20 protein-coding genes and 1 tRNA gene are annotated in these 21,105 nt (G+C 49.3%); 2 read left to right on the forward strand and 19 right to left on the reverse strand.

Annotated features, from left to right (window positions below; translation table 11 throughout):
- Positions 1-101: 101 nt before the first annotated feature.
- From BZG82_RS13890 to BZG82_RS13915, 6 genes are all read right to left on the reverse strand, one after another.
- A complete protein-coding gene (locus tag BZG82_RS13890) occupies positions 102-1,442 on the reverse strand; it encodes an MBL fold metallo-hydrolase RNA specificity domain-containing protein (RefSeq protein ID WP_077766100.1) in 1,341 nt (446 codons plus the stop codon).
- A gap of 163 nt (positions 1,443-1,605) precedes the next feature.
- Entirely contained in the window at positions 1,606-2,538 is a 933-nt protein-coding gene (locus tag BZG82_RS13895; RefSeq protein ID WP_077766101.1) for an alpha/beta hydrolase, read from the reverse strand.
- Positions 2,539-2,911: 373 nt separating this feature from the next.
- Positions 2,912-4,078, reverse strand: coding sequence for a nucleotide sugar dehydrogenase (locus BZG82_RS13900; protein ID WP_077766102.1), 1,167 nt, complete (start codon positions 4,076-4,078; stop codon positions 2,912-2,914).
- 241 nt (positions 4,079-4,319) lie between these two features.
- Positions 4,320-5,789 (reverse strand): hypothetical protein, encoded by a 1,470-nt coding sequence (locus tag BZG82_RS13905; RefSeq protein WP_077766103.1) that lies wholly within the window; start codon positions 5,787-5,789, stop codon positions 4,320-4,322.
- A 259-nt stretch (positions 5,790-6,048) separates the two neighbouring features.
- Entirely contained in the window at positions 6,049-6,552 is a 504-nt protein-coding gene (locus BZG82_RS13910; RefSeq protein WP_077766104.1) for a hypothetical protein, read from the reverse strand.
- Between the two features lie 40 nt (positions 6,553-6,592).
- Positions 6,593-8,905, reverse strand: a complete 2,313-nt coding sequence (locus BZG82_RS13915) for a S8 family serine peptidase (RefSeq protein ID WP_077766105.1) — start codon at positions 8,903-8,905, stop codon at positions 6,593-6,595.
- Between the two features lie 162 nt (positions 8,906-9,067).
- Here BZG82_RS13915 and BZG82_RS13920 point away from each other — a divergent pair, with 162 nt between their 5' ends.
- Positions 9,068-9,574: a hypothetical protein gene (locus BZG82_RS13920; RefSeq protein ID WP_077766106.1), complete on the forward strand. Its 507-nt coding sequence runs from the start codon at positions 9,068-9,070 to the stop codon at positions 9,572-9,574.
- Positions 9,575-9,709: 135 nt separating this feature from the next.
- On the opposite strand, the gene BZG82_RS13925 is transcribed toward BZG82_RS13920, so the two are convergent.
- Positions 9,710-9,797, reverse strand: a tRNA-Ser gene (locus BZG82_RS13925).
- Between the two features lie 257 nt (positions 9,798-10,054).
- On the opposite strand from BZG82_RS13925, the gene BZG82_RS13930 reads away from it, so the two are divergent.
- Entirely contained in the window at positions 10,055-10,627 is a 573-nt protein-coding gene (locus tag BZG82_RS13930) for a UPF0149 family protein (protein ID WP_077766107.1), read from the forward strand.
- Between the two features lie 139 nt (positions 10,628-10,766).
- Here the strand turns inward: BZG82_RS13930 and nadA are convergent, their stop codons facing one another.
- The 12 genes from nadA to cydA form a co-directional block, all read right to left on the reverse strand.
- Positions 10,767-11,813, reverse strand: a complete 1,047-nt coding sequence (gene nadA, locus BZG82_RS13935; RefSeq protein ID WP_077455409.1) for a quinolinate synthase NadA — start codon at positions 11,811-11,813, stop codon at positions 10,767-10,769.
- Between the two features lie 302 nt (positions 11,814-12,115).
- The gene (gene ybgF, locus BZG82_RS13940; protein ID WP_077480361.1) at positions 12,116-12,844 is read right to left on the reverse strand and encodes a tol-pal system protein YbgF; all 729 of its coding nucleotides are present in this window, start codon (positions 12,842-12,844) and stop codon (positions 12,116-12,118) included.
- Between the two features lie 34 nt (positions 12,845-12,878).
- Positions 12,879-13,397: a peptidoglycan-associated lipoprotein Pal gene (pal, locus tag BZG82_RS13945; protein ID WP_077455413.1), complete on the reverse strand. Its 519-nt coding sequence runs from the start codon at positions 13,395-13,397 to the stop codon at positions 12,879-12,881.
- Between the two features lie 50 nt (positions 13,398-13,447).
- The gene (gene tolB, locus BZG82_RS13950; protein WP_077678300.1) at positions 13,448-14,794 is read right to left on the reverse strand and encodes a Tol-Pal system beta propeller repeat protein TolB; all 1,347 of its coding nucleotides are present in this window, start codon (positions 14,792-14,794) and stop codon (positions 13,448-13,450) included.
- Positions 14,795-14,897: 103 nt separating this feature from the next.
- On the reverse strand, positions 14,898-15,941 hold the full coding sequence (tolA, locus tag BZG82_RS13955; RefSeq protein WP_077678287.1) for a cell envelope integrity protein TolA: 1,044 nt from the start codon (positions 15,939-15,941) through the stop codon (positions 14,898-14,900).
- Between the two features lie 9 nt (positions 15,942-15,950).
- Complete coding sequence (gene tolR / locus BZG82_RS13960) at positions 15,951-16,397, reverse strand: protein TolR (protein ID WP_069591075.1); 447 nt, start codon at positions 16,395-16,397, stop codon at positions 15,951-15,953.
- Positions 16,398-16,400: 3 nt separating this feature from the next.
- The gene (gene tolQ, locus BZG82_RS13965) at positions 16,401-17,087 is read right to left on the reverse strand and encodes a protein TolQ (RefSeq protein ID WP_069591074.1); all 687 of its coding nucleotides are present in this window, start codon (positions 17,085-17,087) and stop codon (positions 16,401-16,403) included.
- Positions 17,077-17,490 carry a tol-pal system-associated acyl-CoA thioesterase gene (gene ybgC, locus BZG82_RS13970; RefSeq protein ID WP_077480368.1) on the reverse strand — a complete coding sequence of 138 codons (414 nt, stop codon included), beginning with the start codon at positions 17,488-17,490 and terminating at the stop codon, positions 17,077-17,079. The genes tolQ and ybgC overlap by 11 nt, the downstream gene beginning before the upstream one ends.
- Before the next feature lie 252 nt (positions 17,491-17,742).
- Positions 17,743-18,039, reverse strand: a complete 297-nt coding sequence (locus BZG82_RS13975) for a cyd operon YbgE family protein (RefSeq protein WP_158074951.1) — start codon at positions 18,037-18,039, stop codon at positions 17,743-17,745.
- Complete coding sequence (gene cydX, locus BZG82_RS13980) at positions 18,032-18,139, reverse strand: cytochrome bd-I oxidase subunit CydX (protein ID WP_069591070.1); 108 nt, start codon at positions 18,137-18,139, stop codon at positions 18,032-18,034. Before cydX ends, BZG82_RS13975 begins: the two co-directional genes overlap by 8 nt.
- A 15-nt stretch (positions 18,140-18,154) precedes the next feature.
- Positions 18,155-19,291, reverse strand: coding sequence for a cytochrome d ubiquinol oxidase subunit II (gene cydB, locus BZG82_RS13985; RefSeq protein WP_069591068.1), 1,137 nt, complete (start codon positions 19,289-19,291; stop codon positions 18,155-18,157).
- An 11-nt stretch (positions 19,292-19,302) separates the two neighbouring features.
- Positions 19,303-20,886: a cytochrome ubiquinol oxidase subunit I gene (cydA, locus tag BZG82_RS13990; RefSeq protein ID WP_198532181.1), complete on the reverse strand. Its 1,584-nt coding sequence runs from the start codon at positions 20,884-20,886 to the stop codon at positions 19,303-19,305.
- Between the last annotated feature and the right edge of the window lie 219 nt (positions 20,887-21,105).

Raw genomic sequence — 21,105 nt, forward strand, 5'->3', positions numbered from 1 at the left:
ATTGAATAGTATAAAAAATTACTGGCATTTCCTCCTTCTTTTAATCCTTTTGGTAGAAAAACAAGACGTGATACTAAGATCTTCGTGGACGAGGAACCGCTTTATAGCTTTAACTTGGCGCGCAGTATCTGCTGGCAGTTCGGTTCGCCGTGAATCAGGTGGATTTGCTCGGGGGGAGGTTGAATGCCGTGCACAAAGCTGACTAAGTCGGTTTGGTCAGCATGGGCTGAGTAGCCCGATAGGGTATGGATTTGGGCTTGAACGCTTATGGCCGCGTTATCTATCCAAACGTGCTTTTTTCCTTGTTGAAGCTCACGCCCTAGGGTGTGTTGGGCTTGGTAGCCGGCCAGGATAACGTCCGTGCGTGGGTCAGGAAGTAACGCATGCAAATAGTTCATGATCCGCCCGCCTTGGCACATGCCGGAAGCAGCCACCACAATGGCTGGTTCTCCGGTCTGTTTGAGACGATTCACCAGCGCTTGGTGTTGACTGTGTGCATCAATGGTAATGCATTGGTCAAACGCTAACGGATGGCGGTGTTGATTCAGTTTAGCGTTGGCTTCTTTGCTCCATAGCTTTTTGAAGTGGCGATATTGGCGCGTCACTTGTTGGGCCATGGGTGAGTCGAGAATGATAGGAAGCGCATTATCTAGCTGCTTTTGATAAATCAGCTGTTCAATATCAAAAAGCAGCTCTTGGGTACGGCCGACACTGAACGCAGGAATCAGTATCGCGCCTCCATCTTGCAATGAATGCTGAATAATCGCTTCGAGCCGCTGGGCACGCGTCGCGACGGATTGATGTGTTTTATCTCCATAAGTGGATTCGAGATAGAGAATGTCTGCGCGCGCAGGCGGTTTAGGATCGGGTAATAGCGGCGTATTGCTTGGGCCTAAATCTCCTGAGAACACCACGCGCCGCTCATCAGGCAGTTTCAATTCCACATACGCCGAGCCCAAAATGTGCCCGGCGGGTTGAAGGCGTAAATACGTCGCTGACTGCCCTTTTTGCTTTGGTTTTAGCCGGTGCCAAGTATTGTAAGGAAGGTGCACCATCAACTGGTTAATGCGTTCTAGTATTCGCTGACGATCGCCAAAGCGCATGTTTAATTGCAGTTTTAATGTATCATCAATCAACAGTGGCACCAGTGCCGCCGTCGCTTCTGTGCAGTAAATGGGCCCAGAAAAACCCGACGCCAGCAACCAAGGCAGCAAACCGCAGTGGTCAATATGCGCATGGGTAAGAATAAGCGCATCGATGCCCTTGCCGTTGAGGTTCACCCTCGCCTCTCGCGCTTCGTCACCTTGGTATTGGCCGCAATCAATCAACAAGCGTAAACCACTCGGTTTAATATCTAGCTGATGGCATGAGCCCGTCACCGTACGATAGCCACCATGGTGGGTGACGGTGAGGATATCGTTATCGATGGAAGTATTGGGCATAGTGACGTCCTTGGGAAAAGATTATGGAATACGGGAAAGAGCAGCCTTGTGCTCGCATTAGGGTTCTTGCTCTTTCTGTACTCTGTATTCCGTCATCGGTATTCGGGAATTGGAATACGGAATACGGAATACGGAAAGAGACTAGACGCTTCGCTTCTAGCCTCTAGTCTTTTATCATTTTATTCATCATCTGTTTTATCAGTGGGCTTGGGTGGCCATTGTCGTCGGTAAGAAAGTAAGTGTGTCCCCAACTTGGGTCGAATTGGTCGTTAAAGGCATCGCAGTCGGTCACCGTCACCTTGTGAGCGGGCAACACATCAAGGTTTTCTGGCCCTGTCATCCCTAGACGCCGAGTGATGGTGCGATGGCGCATATTGACCACTTTGGAAGCCGCCATGGCCAAATCGTCTGCAGCATAGTAAATGTGGACTTGTTTAGCCGCATCCAGCACCGCTCTGCCCGATTGGTGAGGCTCTAGGGCTTGATTATCAACATCCGCCGCCACCATAAAAATATGTCGGAACCATTGTGGCATGGTATCCAGCCCCGCGTGTTGATGCCAATGCTGAAAGGTACTGATTAAGGTTCGGTTTCCCATAGAATGCGCCAGTATATTCATACGTCGCTTGCAGGGGCTCGCTTGTTGTTCTGGGGCGCGACGCCATTCATCAAACATCGCCAGTAAACGACTAAAAGCCAGACCAGATGCCTTGGCCGCCAGTTGATCGTCCCAGTAATCATCAATCATGCCGAGGCGACCATCGTCATCACAAGGCCAGATTATTGGCACGACCATAATGGCGTTCGGCGCAATTCTGTCAAACTGATCCTGAAGCATGTGGGCCATGGGAAAAACATGGCGCTCCATGTGATTGTTATAGCCATGAAGTAAAAAGAGGATCTGGGTTTGGGTGGGTAAGGCTTTTAATCTCGCCATAAACGGCGCTGCGGTCAGCTCTTGATATTCACTCTGTCCCGCGCGCTGGCAAAAATACACCCATTTCGATATATCGGTGTTTTGATGATCAAAACTCAACCAACGGCCGGCCTCACTTGTCGGTCCCTGTTCAGGAATACGGCTGGTGATAAATAACATAGCATCATCCACGGATTATGAATCTAAGGTGAGGATACGTAAGGTCGATGGTTAAATTGTATGGTGTTAAGAGCGTTTTGCGAGGGAGAAGACGGAAAGAGAGACGAGAGACTAGAGACTAGAAAAAGCAGCCTCGTGCTCGCATCGGGGCCTTTGCTCTTTCCGTACTCTGTATTCCGTCATCGGTATTCGGGAATGGGAATACGGAGCGCTGCGCTTACGGAGTAAGGGAAAGAGCACACCGCGCGGGCATTGGGGCTCTTGCTCTTTCCGTACTCTGTATTCCGTCATCGGTATTCAAGAATAGGAATACAGAGCGCTTCGCTTACGGAGTACGGAAAGAGTAGACCGAGCCCGTACTGTGGTTTTTCCCTCAATCCGCGCCAAACAGATCACGAGTGTAGACTTTGCTTTCTACGTCTCGAATTTCGTCGACCATCCGGTTGGCAACAATCACATCCGCGCGCTGTTTAAAGCTGTCCAGATCAGTCACCACTTCGGAGTTAAAGAAGCTTTGTTCTTCAAGTACCGGTTCATAAACGATAACGTCAATCCCTTTCGCTTTAATGCGCTTCATGATTCCTTGGATCGCCGAGGCACGGAAGTTATCTGACCCTGCTTTCATTACTAAGCGGTATACGCCCACCACTTTGGGCTCGCGCTTAATAATCGCATTAGCAATAAAGTCTTTGCGGGTGGTGTTGGCATCGACAATCGCTTGAATAATGTTGTTAGGCACATCTTGATAGTTAGCCAGCAGTTGTCGGGTGTCTTTTGGCAGGCAGTAACCGCCGTAACCAAACGAGGGGTTGTTGTAGTGATCGCCAATACGTGGGTCGAGCCCAACACCTTCAATGATTTGCTTTGCATCTAAACCATGAGACTCGGCATAACTATCTAACTCATTAAAATACGCAACACGCATCGCTAAGTAGGTATTGGAAAAGAGTTTGACCGCTTCTGCCTCGGTGGAGTGCGTAAATAGCACCGGGATATCTGTTTTGATTGCCCCTTGCTGTAGCAGGCTGGCAAAGGTGCGCGCACGATCTGAGTCTTCACCGACAATGATACGTGAAGGATAAAGATTGTCGTAGAGCGCTTTGCCTTCACGTAAGAACTCCGGCGAGAACAGGATATTATCGCAATCAAATTTTGCTTTAACACTTGCTGTGTAGCCGACCGGCACAGTGGATTTAATGACCATGACCGCATTCGGATTAATCGCCATCACATCCTGAATGACCGCCTCAACTGAGCTGGTGTTAAAGTAGTTGGTGTCGGGGTCATAATCAGTGGGGGTTGCGATCACAACAAAGTCAGCGTCTTGATAGGCCTGCTTTTTATCTAACGTCGCTATAAAATCGAGCGATTTGTCCTTGAGAAAACGCTCAATCTCCGCATCTACAATCGGTGACTGCTTGTTATTCAGCAGGTTGACCTTGTCTTCTACGATATCAAGGGCAACCACTTGGTTGTGTTGGGCCAGTAGCATGGCATTCGACAACCCAACGTAACCTGTTCCTGCAACGGCAATTTTCATTGGATTTTCCTTAAGTCATTCCCGAAAAAATGGTATCACGTGGGGGCTCTAGGGGAAAGATTACGGAATACGGAATACGGAATACGGAATACGGAATACGGAATACGGAATACGGAATACGGAAAAAGCATACCGTGTCAGCTCCGGTAGATAAAGGTCCTAAGTCCTAGATCCTAGGACCTAGGAGCCTAGGCCCTAGGAATTACCTAACGCGCTTATCTGACAGGAAAGGCTCTAGGCCCTAAGGATTACTCGCCGATATTTGATAGTGATCGATGATTTTTTTCTGTCGTGCCAGTTGCTCTCGCTCGTAGGTGGTGAGGAGCACCGGCAGTTGATCCACACTGAGGTCACTACTATCAGTAATGCTTGGATTGGTATGTTCTGCCATCAACGCAGCTAAGGCTTGATCGCTTTCTGTATACATCACACTGATATCATAATGATTGAGCGTACCTGCAATCATGTTGCCAGGCAGTTCTGGTACAACTTGCTGATTAGTCGCCTCAGCGTAAATAACGTGTGTGACTGTTGTTGAGCCATTTACGGCTTGGTAGGCAATCCGTTGGATACCCGCTTGGCCGCCCGGTACTTGACCGTAGGCGGTTAAGTTGCCGCTTCCATCGATATTCACAGTTGTCTGTGATGGAACAGTGATATTACCAACCAGACTCGTACTATCTAATCCATTGCCTAGTTGTGTCCCAGACAATTGTTGCGCGGTCGATAGTTGCCACTGATCACCTGAAGCGTCCACGCTTCCTTCTGCGGTTAAAAAGTAATCTAGATTACTATTGTCTGGATCATAGCGGTAGGTGATGGTGTCGCTCGCGCTGTGAGGCAAGTTTTGCCAAATATAGGGCGTTTGCTGATAGCCAACATAGAGGGCAGCGGCGGTTAAGTCGTACTCGCTGGTACTCACTGGGGCTATCCAGTTATTGAACTCGATTAATTTATCAAGCTCCACTGTGGCATCATTAGCCAAATTAAAAAATTTATAATCTGTGATTTCACGAGGCTCTGCGATGTCAGTGATATCAGAATTAGAAGGATCACCAGCAGCTTTTTCTGCATATCCTGCGCCTAATGCGCTACTAAATGATCGACTAATTGTTTTAGCGCCAAAGTTTGACGACAGCGTTTTCTTATCTTGTGTTGTGATACCAACGCTGTACGCGTTCGAGCCATTCGAAACATCAACCCTGACGTTTGTATACTCACGTTCATTTGGCTCGGTTGCGCCTGATGTTATGCATCGATCATCATTGCTGACGCTGTCGACAGGGTAACCAAACAGTAAAGTCTGACTTAATGCGCTTTTTTGATAGGAAACAGCTGTAATCTCAGCTCCCTTGGCAAGCACAAAGGTTACGTAACCCCTTGCTGGAACCAATGATTGATTGATCGTTAGCTTGTTCGCTTCGACATCATAAGTATTTACCACATTACCTCGATCATCATGAATGAGAATCGTTCCAGTCGTGTTAATGCCACTTATTACCCGATCTTTCGTTGCGAGAATTTGTTTTCCATCTTGTTTTTCACCGTAGACAGCACAATTACTATCAGGAGACGATTTTGCATAAATAGCCGCAAATTCAAAGGTATACTTAGGAGCTGGTGGAGGCGGGCCGCCACCGTCGTCGCTACCACCACCACAACCGGTAAGGGTTAACGGGATCAGAATTGCTAAAAGTTGCTTATTAAACATAATGGATACTCTTTGGGTCTTGGTGCCAATCTGACGGCAAACATTTGCCTTTCCATGCATTATCAAAAATAATGCAAGAAATACGCCAAGCATACTCCATTAACATCCACTCAAGTCATAGCTGATGTATCTAGCGGCGGGGCTTTACTCCCAAATAACACAATTGTGCCCAATCGCTAACAGCAAAAAACCGCCACTAGGGCGGTTTTTTGCAAACATTGAAGAACAAGCTTCGCTCTTCTCCATGTATTGACTCCGATTACTGAGGACGGTTGCGGCTCTCTGCAATATCAAGGCGTGCCGAGGCAACTTGTGGAGAACGGCGCACTTTATCCAAGGTGGCGAGGATATCATGCTGGCCCGCAGCACTGAGCTGCCCTAATTTCGCGCGCTCGTCAAAGTAGGTGACGTTGAGCTTGAGAGTTTCTGCCAAGTCATAAATGGAACCATGGCTCAGCAAAACGGTGATATTGCCTGTCACTTTCCCCACACTGCGGGTGACTTCGTTATAAACCGTACTCCCCGCTTGTAGCGGTTGGTTATTTAGGTTTACCCCTTTGTAACTTTGCAGTTCAGGTAAATCGGATAAGGTGGCATTCTCTCCGAGTTTCTCAGCAATGGCTTGCTCCGCGGTGGTCGCTTTGCGCTCGATAGGTTGCACAATCGAAGATTGTGCCGGTTGCTGAATGCTACCCATGTCACTTGCGTTTGCGGCACTACTGATTCCCATTGCAGTGATAACAATCATTACGGCTGTTTTCATGATGAACTCCTTTCTATCAATCTTGTTGTTGTCAATGGGATCAGTGGCCATAGACGCGAATTTGCGCTGCAGTCAATTGGCTGGGTACGCGATTATTGTATATATCACCAAAATCGGCGCGATTTGTATCGACAATATCAACCGTCCATTGGCCATATACGGCTTCACCTAAAAAAGCATTGGCCAACATTGGTCCACTGATATGATACGCATATCCTGGATGGTCACTGTTACCTAGCCCTTGATAGGCACCTAGAGACGTACGCGACGTAGCTAGGATTGCCTCAGTACCCGACGGAGACGTCACTTTAATCGCGATATCTGACGCGGCTGTGCTTCCTGTCAGGTCGCCGTTGCTAACGGCTGTTAAATCCGCATTTTCAATATTAAAGCCAAATTGCAGCCCTTCAATGGTAAGGTTTTTATCGAGAAGGCTTTCATCGAGTGTAAAGCGTAAACTGGCCCCTTTTGCATCTGCATCAGGAATACTGAGCGGTACGGTTGGAGACACATCGATCCACTCACTTTCAACTAACGGCGGTAATTTGATCGGGTTCTGGGTCGCCATCTCAATCGCTTTTCCGGCATTTACACGCCCGAAACCGTACTTATTATTAAACGAGAACCCTGCTGCGTTATCGACCCATCCCAAATGCACAGGCACAGTACGTTCACTGTCCTCTCCCCCTACCAACAATGAGATAGGCTGATCGTCAGCATCAATCTTGTCAGCGGTTGCCGCGAGAATATAACGGATTTGTCGCCACGTAAGCTGCGGATTGGCCTGTACTAACAACGCAACCACACCAGTCACATTTGGCGCAGCGGATGAGGTGCCATTGAAGGTGTTGGTGTAATTGCATGATGGATTCACGTCACGGTTAAGGTCGGTCCCCGGTGTATTAAATGGCCAAACTCGGGCATGAAAATCCTCGACGCCAAGCGCTGCTAAAAAGGCCCCGTTCGATTGTTCAAACTCATCGACCGCCGCTTGACTAGCATAACCTCGCTGGCACGACATTTGATCGGTTGTCACCATAGCGGGCTCTGTCGTACCGTATTCACCGCCTGGCGCGGCAACCCAAAGACTGGAACCTGCCGTCGAATAGCTCGATTTTTTACCTGCGGTGGTCGTCGCACCCACCGTCACTGTGTAAAAGCTTGCATTGGCGGGATCCCAGTTGCTGTCATAGCAGCTAAGAACGCGTGATCGTCCAGAAATAATACCGTTTTGAGCATCATCGCAAAGTTGATTGCCTTCAGCCCAGCTTTGCGTCGATTCAAAGGCATTCCCTGCCGATTTAATATTCAACGCCCCCAAACCTTGGCGAAGGTATTGTGTGGGATAGCGGTACATGGTTTCATCCATCGTCTCTGTCGGAATAAACGCTGGCGCTGAAATACCGTAACTGCGGTTGAACGCCGCGATGTTTTCGTTTTCGCTAATTCCCGAACCTGTCATGCCGTAGCTTGCCGCTTGGCTTGCGCTGGACTGTTCCTCAAGATAATTCATACCAATCAGATTGGCGTCAGGCGCGACCCCACGTCCACCCAAGCCGTTCCAGCCTTTTGCCGCAATTAAACCGGCGACGGATGTGCCATGGTCGCCACCGGTACCGGTCGCTGTTGGATCATTCGTGCCATCCACAAAGTTAATCGAACGATTCGGCAATACATTATCAACCAGATCCTCATGGGCAATCGCCATTCCCGAATCCACTACAACAGTCGTTACCTGTTGCCCAGTAATGTTTTGTTGATATGCCGCTAACACGTTCATGTCTTCACCTGAGACAAGAATGCTAGGATCGTACTGATAACGGCGACGTACTTCCTCTTCACTCATCCCTTGCGCCGTACGTAAATCTATCCAAGCTTGATACGTTTGCGCTTGCATGGCATAACCTGTCTGACCGGTGTTCTTAAGGTGCCACTGTTCGGAAAATAATGGGTCGGACTTTAAGTCGCCGCGAATGGTGAGTGAGCCACGTATTATTTGATCTGCCGTCGTCAGCTCATACGAGATTGTTCGGTTCTGAGCGGTATTTGTTGGCACATAGAGCACCGTGTTATCAGAAAGATCGGCATGAACGAGACCGTGTGAGAAAAGATATTGGTCGCGAGAATTCTTCATCACTTCGGTATTCTTCTCGAAGAATTTTATAGCCTCTACCGTGGTGTTTTGAGGGAGAATTTGCAGTGGCAATCCCACCCCCTGCTTCATTTCTGTTGCCTCAAGTGTTTGAGGCTCAATGGTGACGACAGGCTTGTCTTGCTCTTGTATGTTACAGCCTGAAATGGCTGATAGCACGAGTCCCGCGAGGAGCCCTCGCTTCATTTTGTTGTTTTGCATTTAATTTCCTTATTATTCACTTCCATGTAAAAGGAAAAATCAAACTACGAAACGTCAAACAAAAACTCAACATAAAAATATCAATTTGAAATAATTTTCTGTTATTTGGTGTATCCTTGGTGATGTCAGGATGTTTTATTCCATGTGCTATTTAGGTTTATTATGAAATCTATTGATTTAGTTTCACTCATTAAAACGATTACACTCACTTTTTTAATGAGTTTTATGTTATTAGGATGTCAGTCAATCGCATCAAAAGACCCAGAGTCTGCGAGTAATTCCGCTATTAATAACAATGAAGCCAGTAAAAGTGTGCCACCTAAAGTACAGCATAAACACCTGAGAGAAGCGCTGCTTGCTGTTAGCCATCAAACGTACGCAGAAACACTTGATCAATGCCGCTATTTCCCAATGGGTTATTCGCCCTGTGAAGGCCCGGCTCGCTATATTGTTTACTCCATAAAAACGATGAGCTCAGCAGAACAAGCCAAGCTATTAAAGCAGGTTGAGGAATATAATCAGCTAGACCAATTTATTCAGGAGCTTCACCCGATTGCATCACACTGTCAGCCTGAGCCGGTGCCGCGCTTTTCACTGATCAATAATCAATGCCGTAACGCCAATCCGTTACTCAAACCACTACCAATGAGTGACAGTAACCAAATGTGAAATCCGCATAAGACATCACCGCGACATGTAAGCGTTCCGGTAATATTGGTATTTCGCGCACAAGCATTACGCGAGTGGTTGTAAGAAGAGAACGGTAGATAGCAAAAAACCGCCACGAGGGCGGTTTTTTTAATATGGCGGTGAGAGAGGGATTCGAACCCTCGATACGTTGCCGTATACACGCTTTCCAGGCGTGCTCCTTCAGCCACTCGGACACCTCACCATATTGTTTTAGCGCTAAGAAATTTAAGCCATCTGCGCTAACGGGGGTGTACTATAGTGAGTTGCCGCCTTGGGGTCAACCGGTTAAGCACCTTTATTGGTGCGAATGACTGCTTTCTCGCCACATCCACTTTAATTCTCTTATTCGCAGGAGAATTTGGAATGGAAAGACGTGGGAATCCATGATGTAACAACGCAAGCGAGAACGAAAACTGTTAAACTCCGACCATCAACGATAACAGCTGGCTGAGACTTGTAATGACTTTATCTGAATTTCTTGCCCAACATGCAGATAGCGACAAGCTATTGAATGAGATGCAAACCCGTGGCGTTGTTACCGCCATGGCTGCGGCACCCCATGTGATTAGCCCGAGTGAGTGGCTGCCTGTGCTTTGGGGCGGTGAAGAACAAGCACCGTTTGAAAATCACGAGCAATTTGAAGACTACGCGAATCTGATTGTCGATATTTGGAATGAACAGCGCCAACAACTATTAGACAAACAATGGCACTGGCCAGAAGGTTGTGCTCTTGATGATGCAGAGATCGTCAACCAAGCAACACGTGATTTTGCCGAAGGCTTGCTCCAAGGCTGGAGTTTAACGCGTGATGATTGGGAAACCTTGATGCCGGAAAACACCGAAAGTAATGCACTTCTCGGCGGTGTCGTGCTGTCAATCAGCTTGCTCTATGATCCAGAAACGGCGCTATCCACCATGGAAGCACAAGGCGCAGAAGAGTTAGCACAGTTTGAAGAAATATATAATGCGATGCCAATCATGTTATGTGGCCTTACGCATCACGGTGCGGCACTGGCAGAAGCGCAAGAATAACGCCGCTACTTATGCGATGGTATTAAAACCATCAGTGTCACTACCATAATAAAAAAGCGTTCCCAAGGCTGGCCCATAGGAACGCTTTTTCTATTCAAGCTTCACCGCTAGCAACATAACATGTAGCAGTGCGCTTCTTTTATTGCCCTTTCATTTCCGCGGCAAAGTTAAGCATCCGATTAAGAGGGATTAACGCCTTTTCACGTAATGCTGCATCCACGTGGATTTCATGCTGTTTGCCACCGTTTTCGAGCGCGTTTTCTATCGCTTTCAAGCCGTTCATGGCCATCCAAGGGCAATGGGCACAGCTTCGACAGGTCGCGCCCGCGCCGGCTGTGGGTGCTTCAACGAGCTCTTTTTCCGGCACCATTTGCTGCATTTTGTAGAAAATGCCTTTGTCGGTGGCCACAATCAGCTTTTTATTCGGCAGCGTTTGCGCCGCTTTAATCAGTTGACTGGTCGAGCCCACCGCATCGGCCATTTTCACCACGCTCGCCGGTGATTCCGGGTGAACCAAAATCGCCGCGTCTGGATAAAGGTGCTTCATTTTCTCAAGCGCTTGGGCCGAGAATTCATCATGCACCACACATTCACCCTGCCATAGCAGCATGTCAGCGCCGGTTTCTTTTTCAATATAAGCGCCAAGATGGCGGTCAGGACCCCAAATGATCGGCTTATCTTGGCTGTCTAAGTGTTCGACAATCTCCAACGCAATACTCGAGGTTACCACCCAATCGGCACGCGCCTTCACAGCGGCAGACGTATTGGCATAGACAACGACAGTGTGATCAGGGTGCGCATCACAAAACTTGGTGAACTCATCCGCCGGACAACCCAAGTCCAGTGAGCACTCCGCGTCCAGTGTAGGCATTAATACCGTTTTTTCGGGAGTCAGAATTTTGGCTGTTTCGCCCATAAAGCGAACGCCAGCCACAATTAAGGTTTTGGCTGGATGTTGATTACCAAAACGGGCCATTTCTAATGAGTCCGCCACGCATCCGCCTGTTTCTTCGGCGAGCGCTTGGATCTCTGGGTCCGTGTAATAGTGAGCGACCAGCACAGCATCTTTTTCTTTTAGCAGTTGTTTAATGCGTGCAACATGTTGTTTTTTCTCCGCGTCACTCAATGCCACAGGTTTCGGCGGAAAGGGATAAACCCTTTGCGACGTTTCAATCACTTGGCTCATGGGATTACTCATGCTTACTTCCAGTCCGGGTAGTATAACGTGAGTGGGGCTGGAGTCCTAGACGACAGATTACGGAATACGGAATACGGAAAAAGCATATCGTGCCAGATTTTGCTTTTCCCGTAATCCGTAAGCGAAGCGCTCTGTATTCCCACTCCCGAATACAGATGACTGAATACAGAGTACAGAAAAGAGCAAAAGGACAATGCGCGCACGAGTTGCCTTTCCCGTATTCTGTAAGCGAAGCGCTCTGTATTCATTTTCCTAGGATCCTAGGCCCTAGGATCCTAGGACCTTATTGCCTACATCGCATTTTTCGCTTGTTTAGCGCTGGTAGAATCCGGATAAGTATCAATGACTTGTTGGAAATACTGGTTGGCTTGCGCTGTGTTGCCCTTCTTCTGAGCAATTAAACCCAGTTTGAGTAAGGCATCGGCGCGTTTATTGGAATCTTTAAACTGGCTTACGGCAGTAAATTCCTTGCTCGCCTGCTCAAAGTCACGCTTGGAGAAGAAAAGCTGACCCAGCCAGTAATGGGCATTGGCGGTGTAGACAGACTCTGGGTATTTTTGCAAAAACGCATTAAACGCTTTGGTCGCCCCTTGGTAGTCTTTCTCTTTTAAGATCAGATTCACGGCTGCTTCATACGCCGCGTTTTCAGTTTGATCGCTGGTGTAGTTCACTGATGGGTTTTCATCAGTGGATTTTGTTTCTTTAGGCGCTGCGGATTTCGCCGTGCGCAGATCATCGATTTCTCGATAGAGGTCCCGTTGACGCTCAACCACTTGTTGAATGTCGTAGCTATTTCGTTCAACGTTACCGCGTAAATTGCTCAATTCTTGCGCCATTTGATCAAGTTGACGCTGCATATCGAGCTGCATTTGATTACGCGCTTGCAGCATGCGCTCTAGGCGCTCAATGGCGGTGCCACCTGACCCTACTTCTGTCACCGGAGCAGGTGCGGCAGCCACTGGGGCTGCCACACTCACCAGTAACGCCAGCGCGAGAGCTCGCACAGAGTTACTGTTCATTGTCATACCTTTTATCCATCACCCAAAGGGAGGATTAGTAAACCAATACTGCGCGACGGTTTTTCGCGTACGCGTCTTCGCTTTGGCCAAGAACTAATGGCTTCTCTTCACCGTAGCTTACGATTGAGATCTGGCTTGCAGGAACGCCCAGTGCTTGCAGGTACTTAGATACCGCTTCTGCACGGCGCTCGCCCAGCGCGATGTTGTACTCAGGGGTACCACGCTCATCTGCGTGACCTTCAACCACAACTTCCATTGCTGGGTTGTTACGCAGGTAAGTCGCGTGCGCATCCAGCATGTCTTCGTATTGTGGCAGAACTGACGAATCGTCAAAGTTGAAGTAAACGGTTTGCGACTGACGTAGCTCCTGGTTGCGGATTTCTTGCTCTGTCATTGAGCCTTGACCGTCAACCGGAGAGACGACGGTGGTGCCGTTTTGGTTAGTCGATTGACCCGCACCGCTGCCCGTTGCACTGTCGCTTGAGCTACAAGCGGCCAAGGTAAACATCGGCAGTGCCACCGCCAGACCTTTTAGTACTTTATTGATTTGCATTCTATTTTCCTTTTCTAGAAAGTTAGCGCACGTTGTTTAAAATTAAAAACTTATAAGTAAGGTGACCAGGCTGGTGCACGCACGCGCCCGTTGGTTGCCGGAAGCCGCGCTTTAAAGCGACCGTCTACAGAGACAAGCGACAACACGTTTTTACGTCCATATACCGAGCTGTAAATCACCATGCTGCCATTTGGCGCAATACTTGGCGACTCATCCAACAAGGTTTTGGTCAGAATTTGCACCGCCCCGCTGTTTAAGTCTTGCTTGGCAATGTTATATCCCGACGCTGACTGGTTCACCATAATCAAGAAGCGACCGTCTGGCGTGAGTTGCCCACCCATATTTTGGTTGCCCTGCCAAGTGATACGTCTGCTGGTCCCGTCGGCTAAATTTACGCGATAAATCTGAGGTTTGCCACCCCGGTCAGAGGTGTAGATGAGCGAGTTCCCATCTGGATCCCAAAATGGCTCAGTGCTGTTAGCGCGGCCGTGCGTAATTTGAGTGAGCTTCTTGGTTTTAAGATCGAAGGTATACACCTGCAGGCTACCGGTTTTCGAGAGCACCAGTGCCAATTGGCTGCCATCTGGAGAAAAACGCGGAGACCCATTGTGGCGCGGATACGAAGAAATCTTTTCACGCTCACCGGTGTAGATATCCATGATAAAGATTTCCGCTTGGCCATTTTCAAAGCTCACGTAGGCTAATTGGCGACCATCTGGAGACCATGCTGGTGACATCAGAGGCTGCTTTGAACGCAACACCAAGCGCTCGTTAAATCCATCATAATCCGATAAACGCAGCTGATACGGATAATCAGCATCCTCGTCAATCACGACATACGCGATACGCGTGAGGAAAGCGCCTTTTTCGCCGGTCAGCTTTTCATAGACAATATTTGAAATACGATGCGCATAACGGCGTAAATCGCTGGCTTTCACAGTTGCGCGGTTATTTACCAATAAATGATCGTCGGTTTTGACCAGCTGGCCATCCGCGCCCAATCCTTTACTTTCTCCGCCGGTGAGTTGACCACGGACGATATCAATCAACTGATAATCAATTTGATAGCGGCCATCAGCCGTTGGCGTGATGGTGCCAGTTAGTACTGAATCCACACCCAACGCAGTCCAAGCGTTATAGTCGACATCACTGTCGCGATATGGGGTTTGCGGCATTTCGCTAACCGATAACGGGTTGAACTTACCACTACGGCGTAAATCCGACCCAACTACGCCCGACACGTCTTCCGGTAATTCACCTTGCCCTTTCCACTGAAAGGGGATCACCCCAATGGGACGGGCTGAGTTTACCCCTTCAGTGATCACTAACTTGAGTGCTGCGTGTGCAGGTTGCGTGGCTAAAAGCAGGCAGGCAAATAGCATGACCATCAACGCCATACCGCGCGTTCGGGCGCGCTGCCATATGGCTTGACTAGATCTATTTGTCATCGTGTTTGTGCCACCAGCTAGGCTCACTTCCATCATGTCTTTTTCCTGTCAATTAGTTAGGTCTAACCGTTAACTCAATCTCACGCAGTTTGGCAATAATGTCGCCATCATCTGGCATGGGAAACTGAGATACAGATACCACCGCGGTTTTAGTTGCGCGACATAAGCGTGTATTGCCCGCTTTTTCTTTTACGTCCAAAAGCAGACCGGTTGGCGAAAGACGCATATTTACCACACACTCTTGTCCCGTAAATCCGTCGTCAACAAGCAGGCGTTGCTGGATCATTTGGGTAAAAATGGCGCCATAACGCGCCACTTCATCTTGGATAAATTGTCCGCGTGCGCTTTGCCGCTGACTGGCCTCAGATTCAAGGCCAGAGAACAAATCGTTCAAGGCCGCCTCTTGCTCTTGCTGTCGGCGTTTTGCCTCTTCGGCTTTTCGCTCTGCTTCTTGGCGCGCTTGCTCCGCTTTGCGGGCTTCCTCTTCCGCTTTTTTACGCTCTGCTAGCTTGCGTTGGCGCTCTGCCTCTGCTTTTTTCGCTGCCTCTTCAGCCTTGCGTTGTTCCGCCAGTTTTTGCTGACGTGCTTTTTCTGCCTGCTTCGCGGCTAATTCAGCCTGACGTTTTTCTTCCAGCTTACGTTGACGTTCGCGCTCTGCTTGTTGGGCTTTTTCACGCGCGATGCGCGCTTGCTCCTCTGCTTGGGCTTTTTGCTCGGCAAGACGTTTTTTCTCTTCACGTGCTTGGCGCTCAGCCTCAAGCTTTTGCCGTTTCACCTCGCGTAAGCGCTGCTCTTCTTGTTCACGCTGTTGTTCAAGACGCTGCGCTTGCTGCTCTAGTCGCTTAAGTCGTTCCGCTTCTTCTTGCTTGGCTTGGGCACGCTGTTGGCGGATCTTCTGTGCTTGAGCATTGACTACCGCGGGGTCAATCACAGTCGCATCAATCGTACTCCCCGCTTTCGGGGTTGGCGTAGCTGTTTTTCCAAAGTCCGCGCCAACGAGAAGAACAATCACGAGCACAAGGTGGAGCGCGGCAGATATCGCCAGCGCAGGCGCTAACGAGTCTTTTTTAGGGGTGGCTTTCTTTGTTTCGCTCATTGCTTTTCCCTATGACTCATAAGGTTCAGTCATCAGACCTACCGATGACACACCGGCCTGATTGAGCGCATCGAGCGTTAAGATAATTTCCGAGTAAGGCACGCGGCCATCACCTCCCACTAAGACCGGAGAATTAGGATTAAGCTGCAGCTCGGCTTTTACGCGTACCAAGGTGTCTTGCAAACTTAAGCCGCGAACCATGTCGCCATTATTCACACTCAAGCCGAGTTGGCCGTCCTTATCCACTTCAACAATGATAAACGCGCCACTGTCCTCTTCTTTAGCCAGCTCTGCGGCGGTTTTCGCTTCCGCCGTTTTGGGCAGCTCAACATCCACCCCTTGCGTTACAAAGGGGGCCGTCACCATGAAGATAATCAACAGCACCAGCATCACATCAATGTATGGCACCACATTGATTTCTGCCGTCATTTTGCGTCGTTTCGGTTGGTACGCCATGGATTACTCCTGGGTTGCCGCAAACGCTTGACGGTGCAAGATGCTTGAAAACTCTTCCATAAAGTTCATGTAGTTGTGTTCAAGCTTGGAGACTTTCGCAGTCAGTCGGTTATAGGCCATCACCGCAGGGATCGCGGCAAACAGACCCATGGCGGTTGCAACCAAGGCTTCAGCAATACCTGGGGCAACCATAGCAAGTGTGGCTTGTTTAACCGCGCCCAACGCAATAAATGCGTGCATGATGCCCCACACAGTCCCGAACAGGCCGATGTAAGGGCTGATCGAGCCCACGGTCGCAAGGAAAGGCAAGTGCGTTTCGAGCTCTTCGACTTCTTTAGAAAGCGAGACGCGCATGGCACGTGCTGTGCCTTCCATAACCGCCTCCGGAACTTTGCCATTGCTGCGGTGCAAACGGGCAAATTCTTTAAAGCCTGAATAAAAGATTTTCTCACTCCCCGTCAGGGCGTCTTTTCGTGCTTGCACTTCTTGGAAAAGCTGAGAAAGGTCAATTCCCGACCAAAATCGGTCTTCAAAGCGTTCTGCTTTACCAAAAGCCTGCTGCATGACTTTAGAGCGTTTGATAATCATCGCCCACGACACCACTGACATACCCAGCAATATCAACATCACTCCCTTAACAAGCAGGCTTGCTTGCAAAAACAGGTCGAGAATGGAAAGTTCAGCGGTCACGTAATATCTCCGATTTTATCTGTGTTGGAATCGATTTGGGTTTCATCACTGTTGGGTCGACACAGGCTATCTTAACCGTCGCCGCACACAATGTTTGTTGCTCAGAATTCACCAAAGTTTGACAAAACGTCAAGGTCGCTCGCCCGATGCCTGACACTGTGGTGACAACCTCAAGGGCATCGTCTAATCGCGCCCCACGTTGAAAGTCGATATCCATATGGCGAACAACAAAAGCGATATTGTCGTCAAAGAGTGTGTGTTGATTGACACCCACTTCGCGCAGCAGTTCAGTGCGCGCGCGCTCAAAATACTTGAGGTAGTTGGCGTGGTAAACGACCCCACCCGCGTCGGTGTCTTCGTAATAAATGCGAATCGGCCAGCGAAACGGCACAGATCCTGTCATTTCTTTACCCATTGTCGCTTAGAGATAGGCAAATACTATACCTAAGTTGTTTACGCATAGAAATGCTCGCACGATACGAGTCTCGGATTCTAAACAATTCTTACCAAGAGAAGTGATATGCCCCAAAGTTTCGCGCTTTTTCGGCGCTTAAATGCAGAAAAAAGCACCACTTGGGTGCTTTTGTCATTTGGATGTCACTTTACGCACCTTGACGCCGATGCCACGTTTACCTGAGCGTATGTGTAGCGCCACTTAACGCATCAGCCATACCCAAAGCAGCATTACGCTCACCAGCCACCCCAAAGGCGGCCACGTTAGCCATTGGCTCCAGCGCCCTTGGGCGCTAAAGCCCACCGCATGGATCACGCCAATGCAGGTTGCATACAGCAACCCCAACCCGATGAGCACATTAAACCCCCCCATCTGCGCAGCAAGCGCTTGAGGGTGCCACATCACTTGACCGCCCCAAAACAAGGCTGAGGCAAGTGAGAGCAGGCGCCAAGGGCCGGGAAAAGCCCGTCCCTTGGGTGCGTGAGTGTGATCACTCATTGTCTTTATCCATCGCCTCGGTATGCTCAAGCCAAAGGGCATTGATAATACCGAACGCGCAAGCCAGCAGGACGCCGAGAATCCAAGTGAAATACCACATATGCAGGCTCCTTAATCAGTACAGTGAGTGTTTGTTATCTTCAATAAACTTGGCATCTAAGCGACCAAACATCTTGATGTAACACCAAAGGGTGTAACACAAAATCAAAGGAACAAAGATACACGCCACCACCGTCATAATAGACAGGGTCAGTTCGCTTGAGGTGGCATCCCACAGGGTCAAGCTATGGCCTGGGAAGGTGCTTGATGGCATCACGAAGGGGAACATTGCAATGCCTGCCGTTAGGATCACCCCGGCAATGGTCAGGCTTGAAAATAGGAACGCCCAACCACCGCGTTCAACGCGCGATGCGATCAGTGCCAACAGCGGCATCAGCGCACCGGCTAACGGCGCAAGCCACAAGATTGGCATAGCTTGATAGTTTTGCATCCACGCACCACTTTGTACCGCAACCTCTTTAACCAATGGGTTGGATTGGGCTTGTTTGGCAATCTCGCCCACAATCACGTAGCCATCGATGTGTTGGATCCAAAAACCAGCAAGTACAAACAAAACCGTGGTTGCCAATGCACTGATTTGCGCGACAACACGTGCACGCTCATGCAGCGCCTCTGTGGTTTTCATTTGCAGCCACGTCGCCCCTTGCAACACAATCATGCCTAAGCTCACTAGGCCACACACCAAGGCAAACGGGTTAAGCAGTGCAAAGAAGCTGCCCGTGTACGTTGGGATCAACAGATCGCTGAGCTGGAAAGGCACGCCTTGCAGCAGGTTACCAAATGCCACCCCGAAGATAATCGGTGGCACAAACCCACCCGCAAATAGGCCCCAATCCCACAGCGTCCGCCAGCGGGTGTCTTCAATCTTGGAACGATAGTCAAACCCAACTGGACGGAAGAACAAGGCCGCCAAAGTGATGATCATCGCGACATAAAAGCCCGAAAACGAAGTTGCATAGACCAAAGGCCAAGCGGCAAACAGCGCGCCCCCTGCGGTAATCAACCACACTTGGTTTCCGTCCCAGTGCGGCGCCACCGAGTTAATCATCACACGACGTTCACTGTCGGTTTTACCGATCACCGTGAGTAGCGCGCCGACGCCCATATCAAAGCCGTCCGTTACGGCGAAACCAATCAGTAGCACCCCGATGAGGACCCACCAGATCAGCCGTAAAATTTCATAATCAAACATGCTGTCTCTCCTTATGCTTCAATCTGACGGCTAAAGTCCGCTTCTCGGTTGCCTTGCTGCTCAAAGTGATAGCGTCCTGTTTTTAGGCTACTTGGCCCTAGGCGCGCAAATTTGAACATCAGATAAAGCTCTGCCACCAGGAACAAGCTGTATAAGGTACAGATAGCGATCATCGAGAAAATGATATCGCCTGCAGCCAGGTTTGAAGCTGCCATGTGCACAGGTAAGATCTCACCCACCGCCCAAGGCTGACGGCCATATTCGGCAACAAACCAGCCAGCTTCGCAGGCAATCCAAGGAAGTGGGATACCGATCATCGCCAGTTTTAGTAGCCATGGTTTCTCACCAATACGCTGACGAGTGGTTTGCCAGAAGCTCATGCCGAAGATAAACAACATCGCAAAGCCACAGGCCACCATAATGCGGAAGCTCCAGAATAAAGGCGCAACATGTGGAATCGAGTCTTGCGCGGCTTGCTGGATCTGGGTTTCCGTCGCATCTACGACTTTATCGGTATAGGGTTTTAGCAGTAGCCCATAGCCAAGATCGCCTTTCACTTCATTGAAGGCTGCGATGTTCTCTGGTGTTTTCTCACCACCACGCAGCTTTTCAAGCAATGCGTAAGCTTCCATACCATTACGAATACGCAGCTCGTGTTCAGTCACCAAATCGCGCAGACCTGTCACTTCTTTATCTAGCGAGCGGGTGGCGATAATGCCCATCACATAAGGAATTTTAATCGCATAGTCAGTATGCATGGTTTCTTGATTCGGCAGGCCGAGTACTGTGAACGCCGCCGGCGCTTCTTCGGTATGCCACTCCGCTTCAATGGCGGCCAACTTCACTTTTTGTACATCGCCAAGCTCGTAGCCAGATTCATCACCCAGCACAATCACTGACAAGATAGCCGCCATACCAAACGACGCGGCAATCGCAAACGAGCGGCGAGCAAACGCCAAGTCACGCCCTTTTAGCAGATAGTAAGCACTGATGCCCAATACGAACATCGCGCCGGTGGTGTAGCCAGCCGCGACTGTGTGGACAAACTTCACTTGAGCGACAGGGTTAAAGACCACCTCGGCAAAGCTAACCATTTCCATACGCATGGTTTCAAAATTGAACTCAGCGCCGACTGGGTTTTGCATCCAACCGTTAGCCACCAAGATCCAAAGCGCAGAAAAGTTTGAGCCTAAGGCCACCAGCCAAGTCACCATCAGGTGCTGACGCTTACTGAGTCGGTCCCAACCAAAGAAAAATAGGCCCACAAAAGTGGATTCAAGGAAGAAGGCCATCAGTCCTTCAATGGCAAGTGGGGCCCCAAAAATATCTCCTACATAGTGGGAGTAGTACGCCCAGTTGGTACCAAATTGAAACTCCATGGTGAGGCCTGTTGCCACACCGAGCGCAAAGTTAATACCAAACAATTTGCCCCAAAACTTGGTCATGTCTTTGTAGATTTGCTTGTCGGTCATCACGTACAGGGATTCCATGATGGCCAGCAAAAATGCCATGCCGAGTGTTAAGGGAACAAACAGGAAGTGATACATCGCGGTCAGCGCAAACTGCAGCCGCGATAAATCGACGATATCGGTAATCATGGTCACTCCTTCACACCGTTTCTCGGTGCCGATACGAGGTATCGTTCGTTTTTCTTTCTCACCCTGCGCGCAGTTGTCACCACTGCTGACGCGGGGAAAGCCACACACACTTTCTCAATAACCGCTCGCTTGTTACACGCTTGAAACGCTAACGTTGCTTTATAGTTAAAACAAATCTAATTAAGCTATTTCTAATGTTAGACGCACAATGTGTTG

It is taken from the genome of Salinivibrio sp. PR5 (assembly GCF_001996085.1).
In the GTDB taxonomy this organism is placed as follows: domain Bacteria; phylum Pseudomonadota; class Gammaproteobacteria; order Enterobacterales; family Vibrionaceae; genus Salinivibrio; species Salinivibrio proteolyticus.

What these genes read in the sequence shown, in the direction of transcription:
- BZG82_RS13890 (WP_077766100.1), bottom strand. Translation starts at nt 1,442, where the DNA reads ATGCCCAATACTTCCATCGATAACGATATCCTCACCGTCACCCACCAT.
- BZG82_RS13895 (WP_077766101.1), bottom strand. Translation starts at nt 2,538, where the DNA reads ATGTTATTTATCACCAGCCGTATTCCTGAACAGGGACCGACAAGTGAG.
- BZG82_RS13900 (WP_077766102.1), bottom strand. Translation starts at nt 4,078, where the DNA reads ATGAAAATTGCCGTTGCAGGAACAGGTTACGTTGGGTTGTCGAATGCC.
- BZG82_RS13905 (WP_077766103.1), bottom strand. Translation starts at nt 5,789, where the DNA reads ATGTTTAATAAGCAACTTTTAGCAATTCTGATCCCGTTAACCCTTACC.
- BZG82_RS13910 (WP_077766104.1), bottom strand. Translation starts at nt 6,552, where the DNA reads ATGAAAACAGCCGTAATGATTGTTATCACTGCAATGGGAATCAGTAGT.
- BZG82_RS13915 (WP_077766105.1), bottom strand. Translation starts at nt 8,905, where the DNA reads ATGCAAAACAACAAAATGAAGCGAGGGCTCCTCGCGGGACTCGTGCTA.
- BZG82_RS13920 (WP_077766106.1), top strand. Translation starts at nt 9,068, where the DNA reads ATGAAATCTATTGATTTAGTTTCACTCATTAAAACGATTACACTCACT.
- BZG82_RS13930 (WP_077766107.1), top strand. Translation starts at nt 10,055, where the DNA reads ATGACTTTATCTGAATTTCTTGCCCAACATGCAGATAGCGACAAGCTA.
- nadA (WP_077455409.1), bottom strand. Translation starts at nt 11,813, where the DNA reads ATGAGCCAAGTGATTGAAACGTCGCAAAGGGTTTATCCCTTTCCGCCG.
- ybgF (WP_077480361.1), bottom strand. Translation starts at nt 12,844, where the DNA reads ATGAACAGTAACTCTGTGCGAGCTCTCGCGCTGGCGTTACTGGTGAGT.
- pal (WP_077455413.1), bottom strand. Translation starts at nt 13,397, where the DNA reads ATGCAAATCAATAAAGTACTAAAAGGTCTGGCGGTGGCACTGCCGATG.
- tolB (WP_077678300.1), bottom strand. Translation starts at nt 14,794, where the DNA reads ATGGCGTTGATGGTCATGCTATTTGCCTGCCTGCTTTTAGCCACGCAA.
- tolA (WP_077678287.1), bottom strand. Translation starts at nt 15,941, where the DNA reads ATGAGCGAAACAAAGAAAGCCACCCCTAAAAAAGACTCGTTAGCGCCT.
- tolR (WP_069591075.1), bottom strand. Translation starts at nt 16,397, where the DNA reads ATGGCGTACCAACCGAAACGACGCAAAATGACGGCAGAAATCAATGTG.
- ybgC (WP_077480368.1), bottom strand. Translation starts at nt 17,490, where the DNA reads ATGACAGGATCTGTGCCGTTTCGCTGGCCGATTCGCATTTATTACGAA.
- BZG82_RS13975 (WP_158074951.1), bottom strand. Translation starts at nt 18,039, where the DNA reads ATGAGTGATCACACTCACGCACCCAAGGGACGGGCTTTTCCCGGCCCT.
- cydX (WP_069591070.1), bottom strand. Translation starts at nt 18,139, where the DNA reads ATGTGGTATTTCACTTGGATTCTCGGCGTCCTGCTGGCTTGCGCGTTC.
- cydB (WP_069591068.1), bottom strand. Translation starts at nt 19,291, where the DNA reads ATGTTTGATTATGAAATTTTACGGCTGATCTGGTGGGTCCTCATCGGG.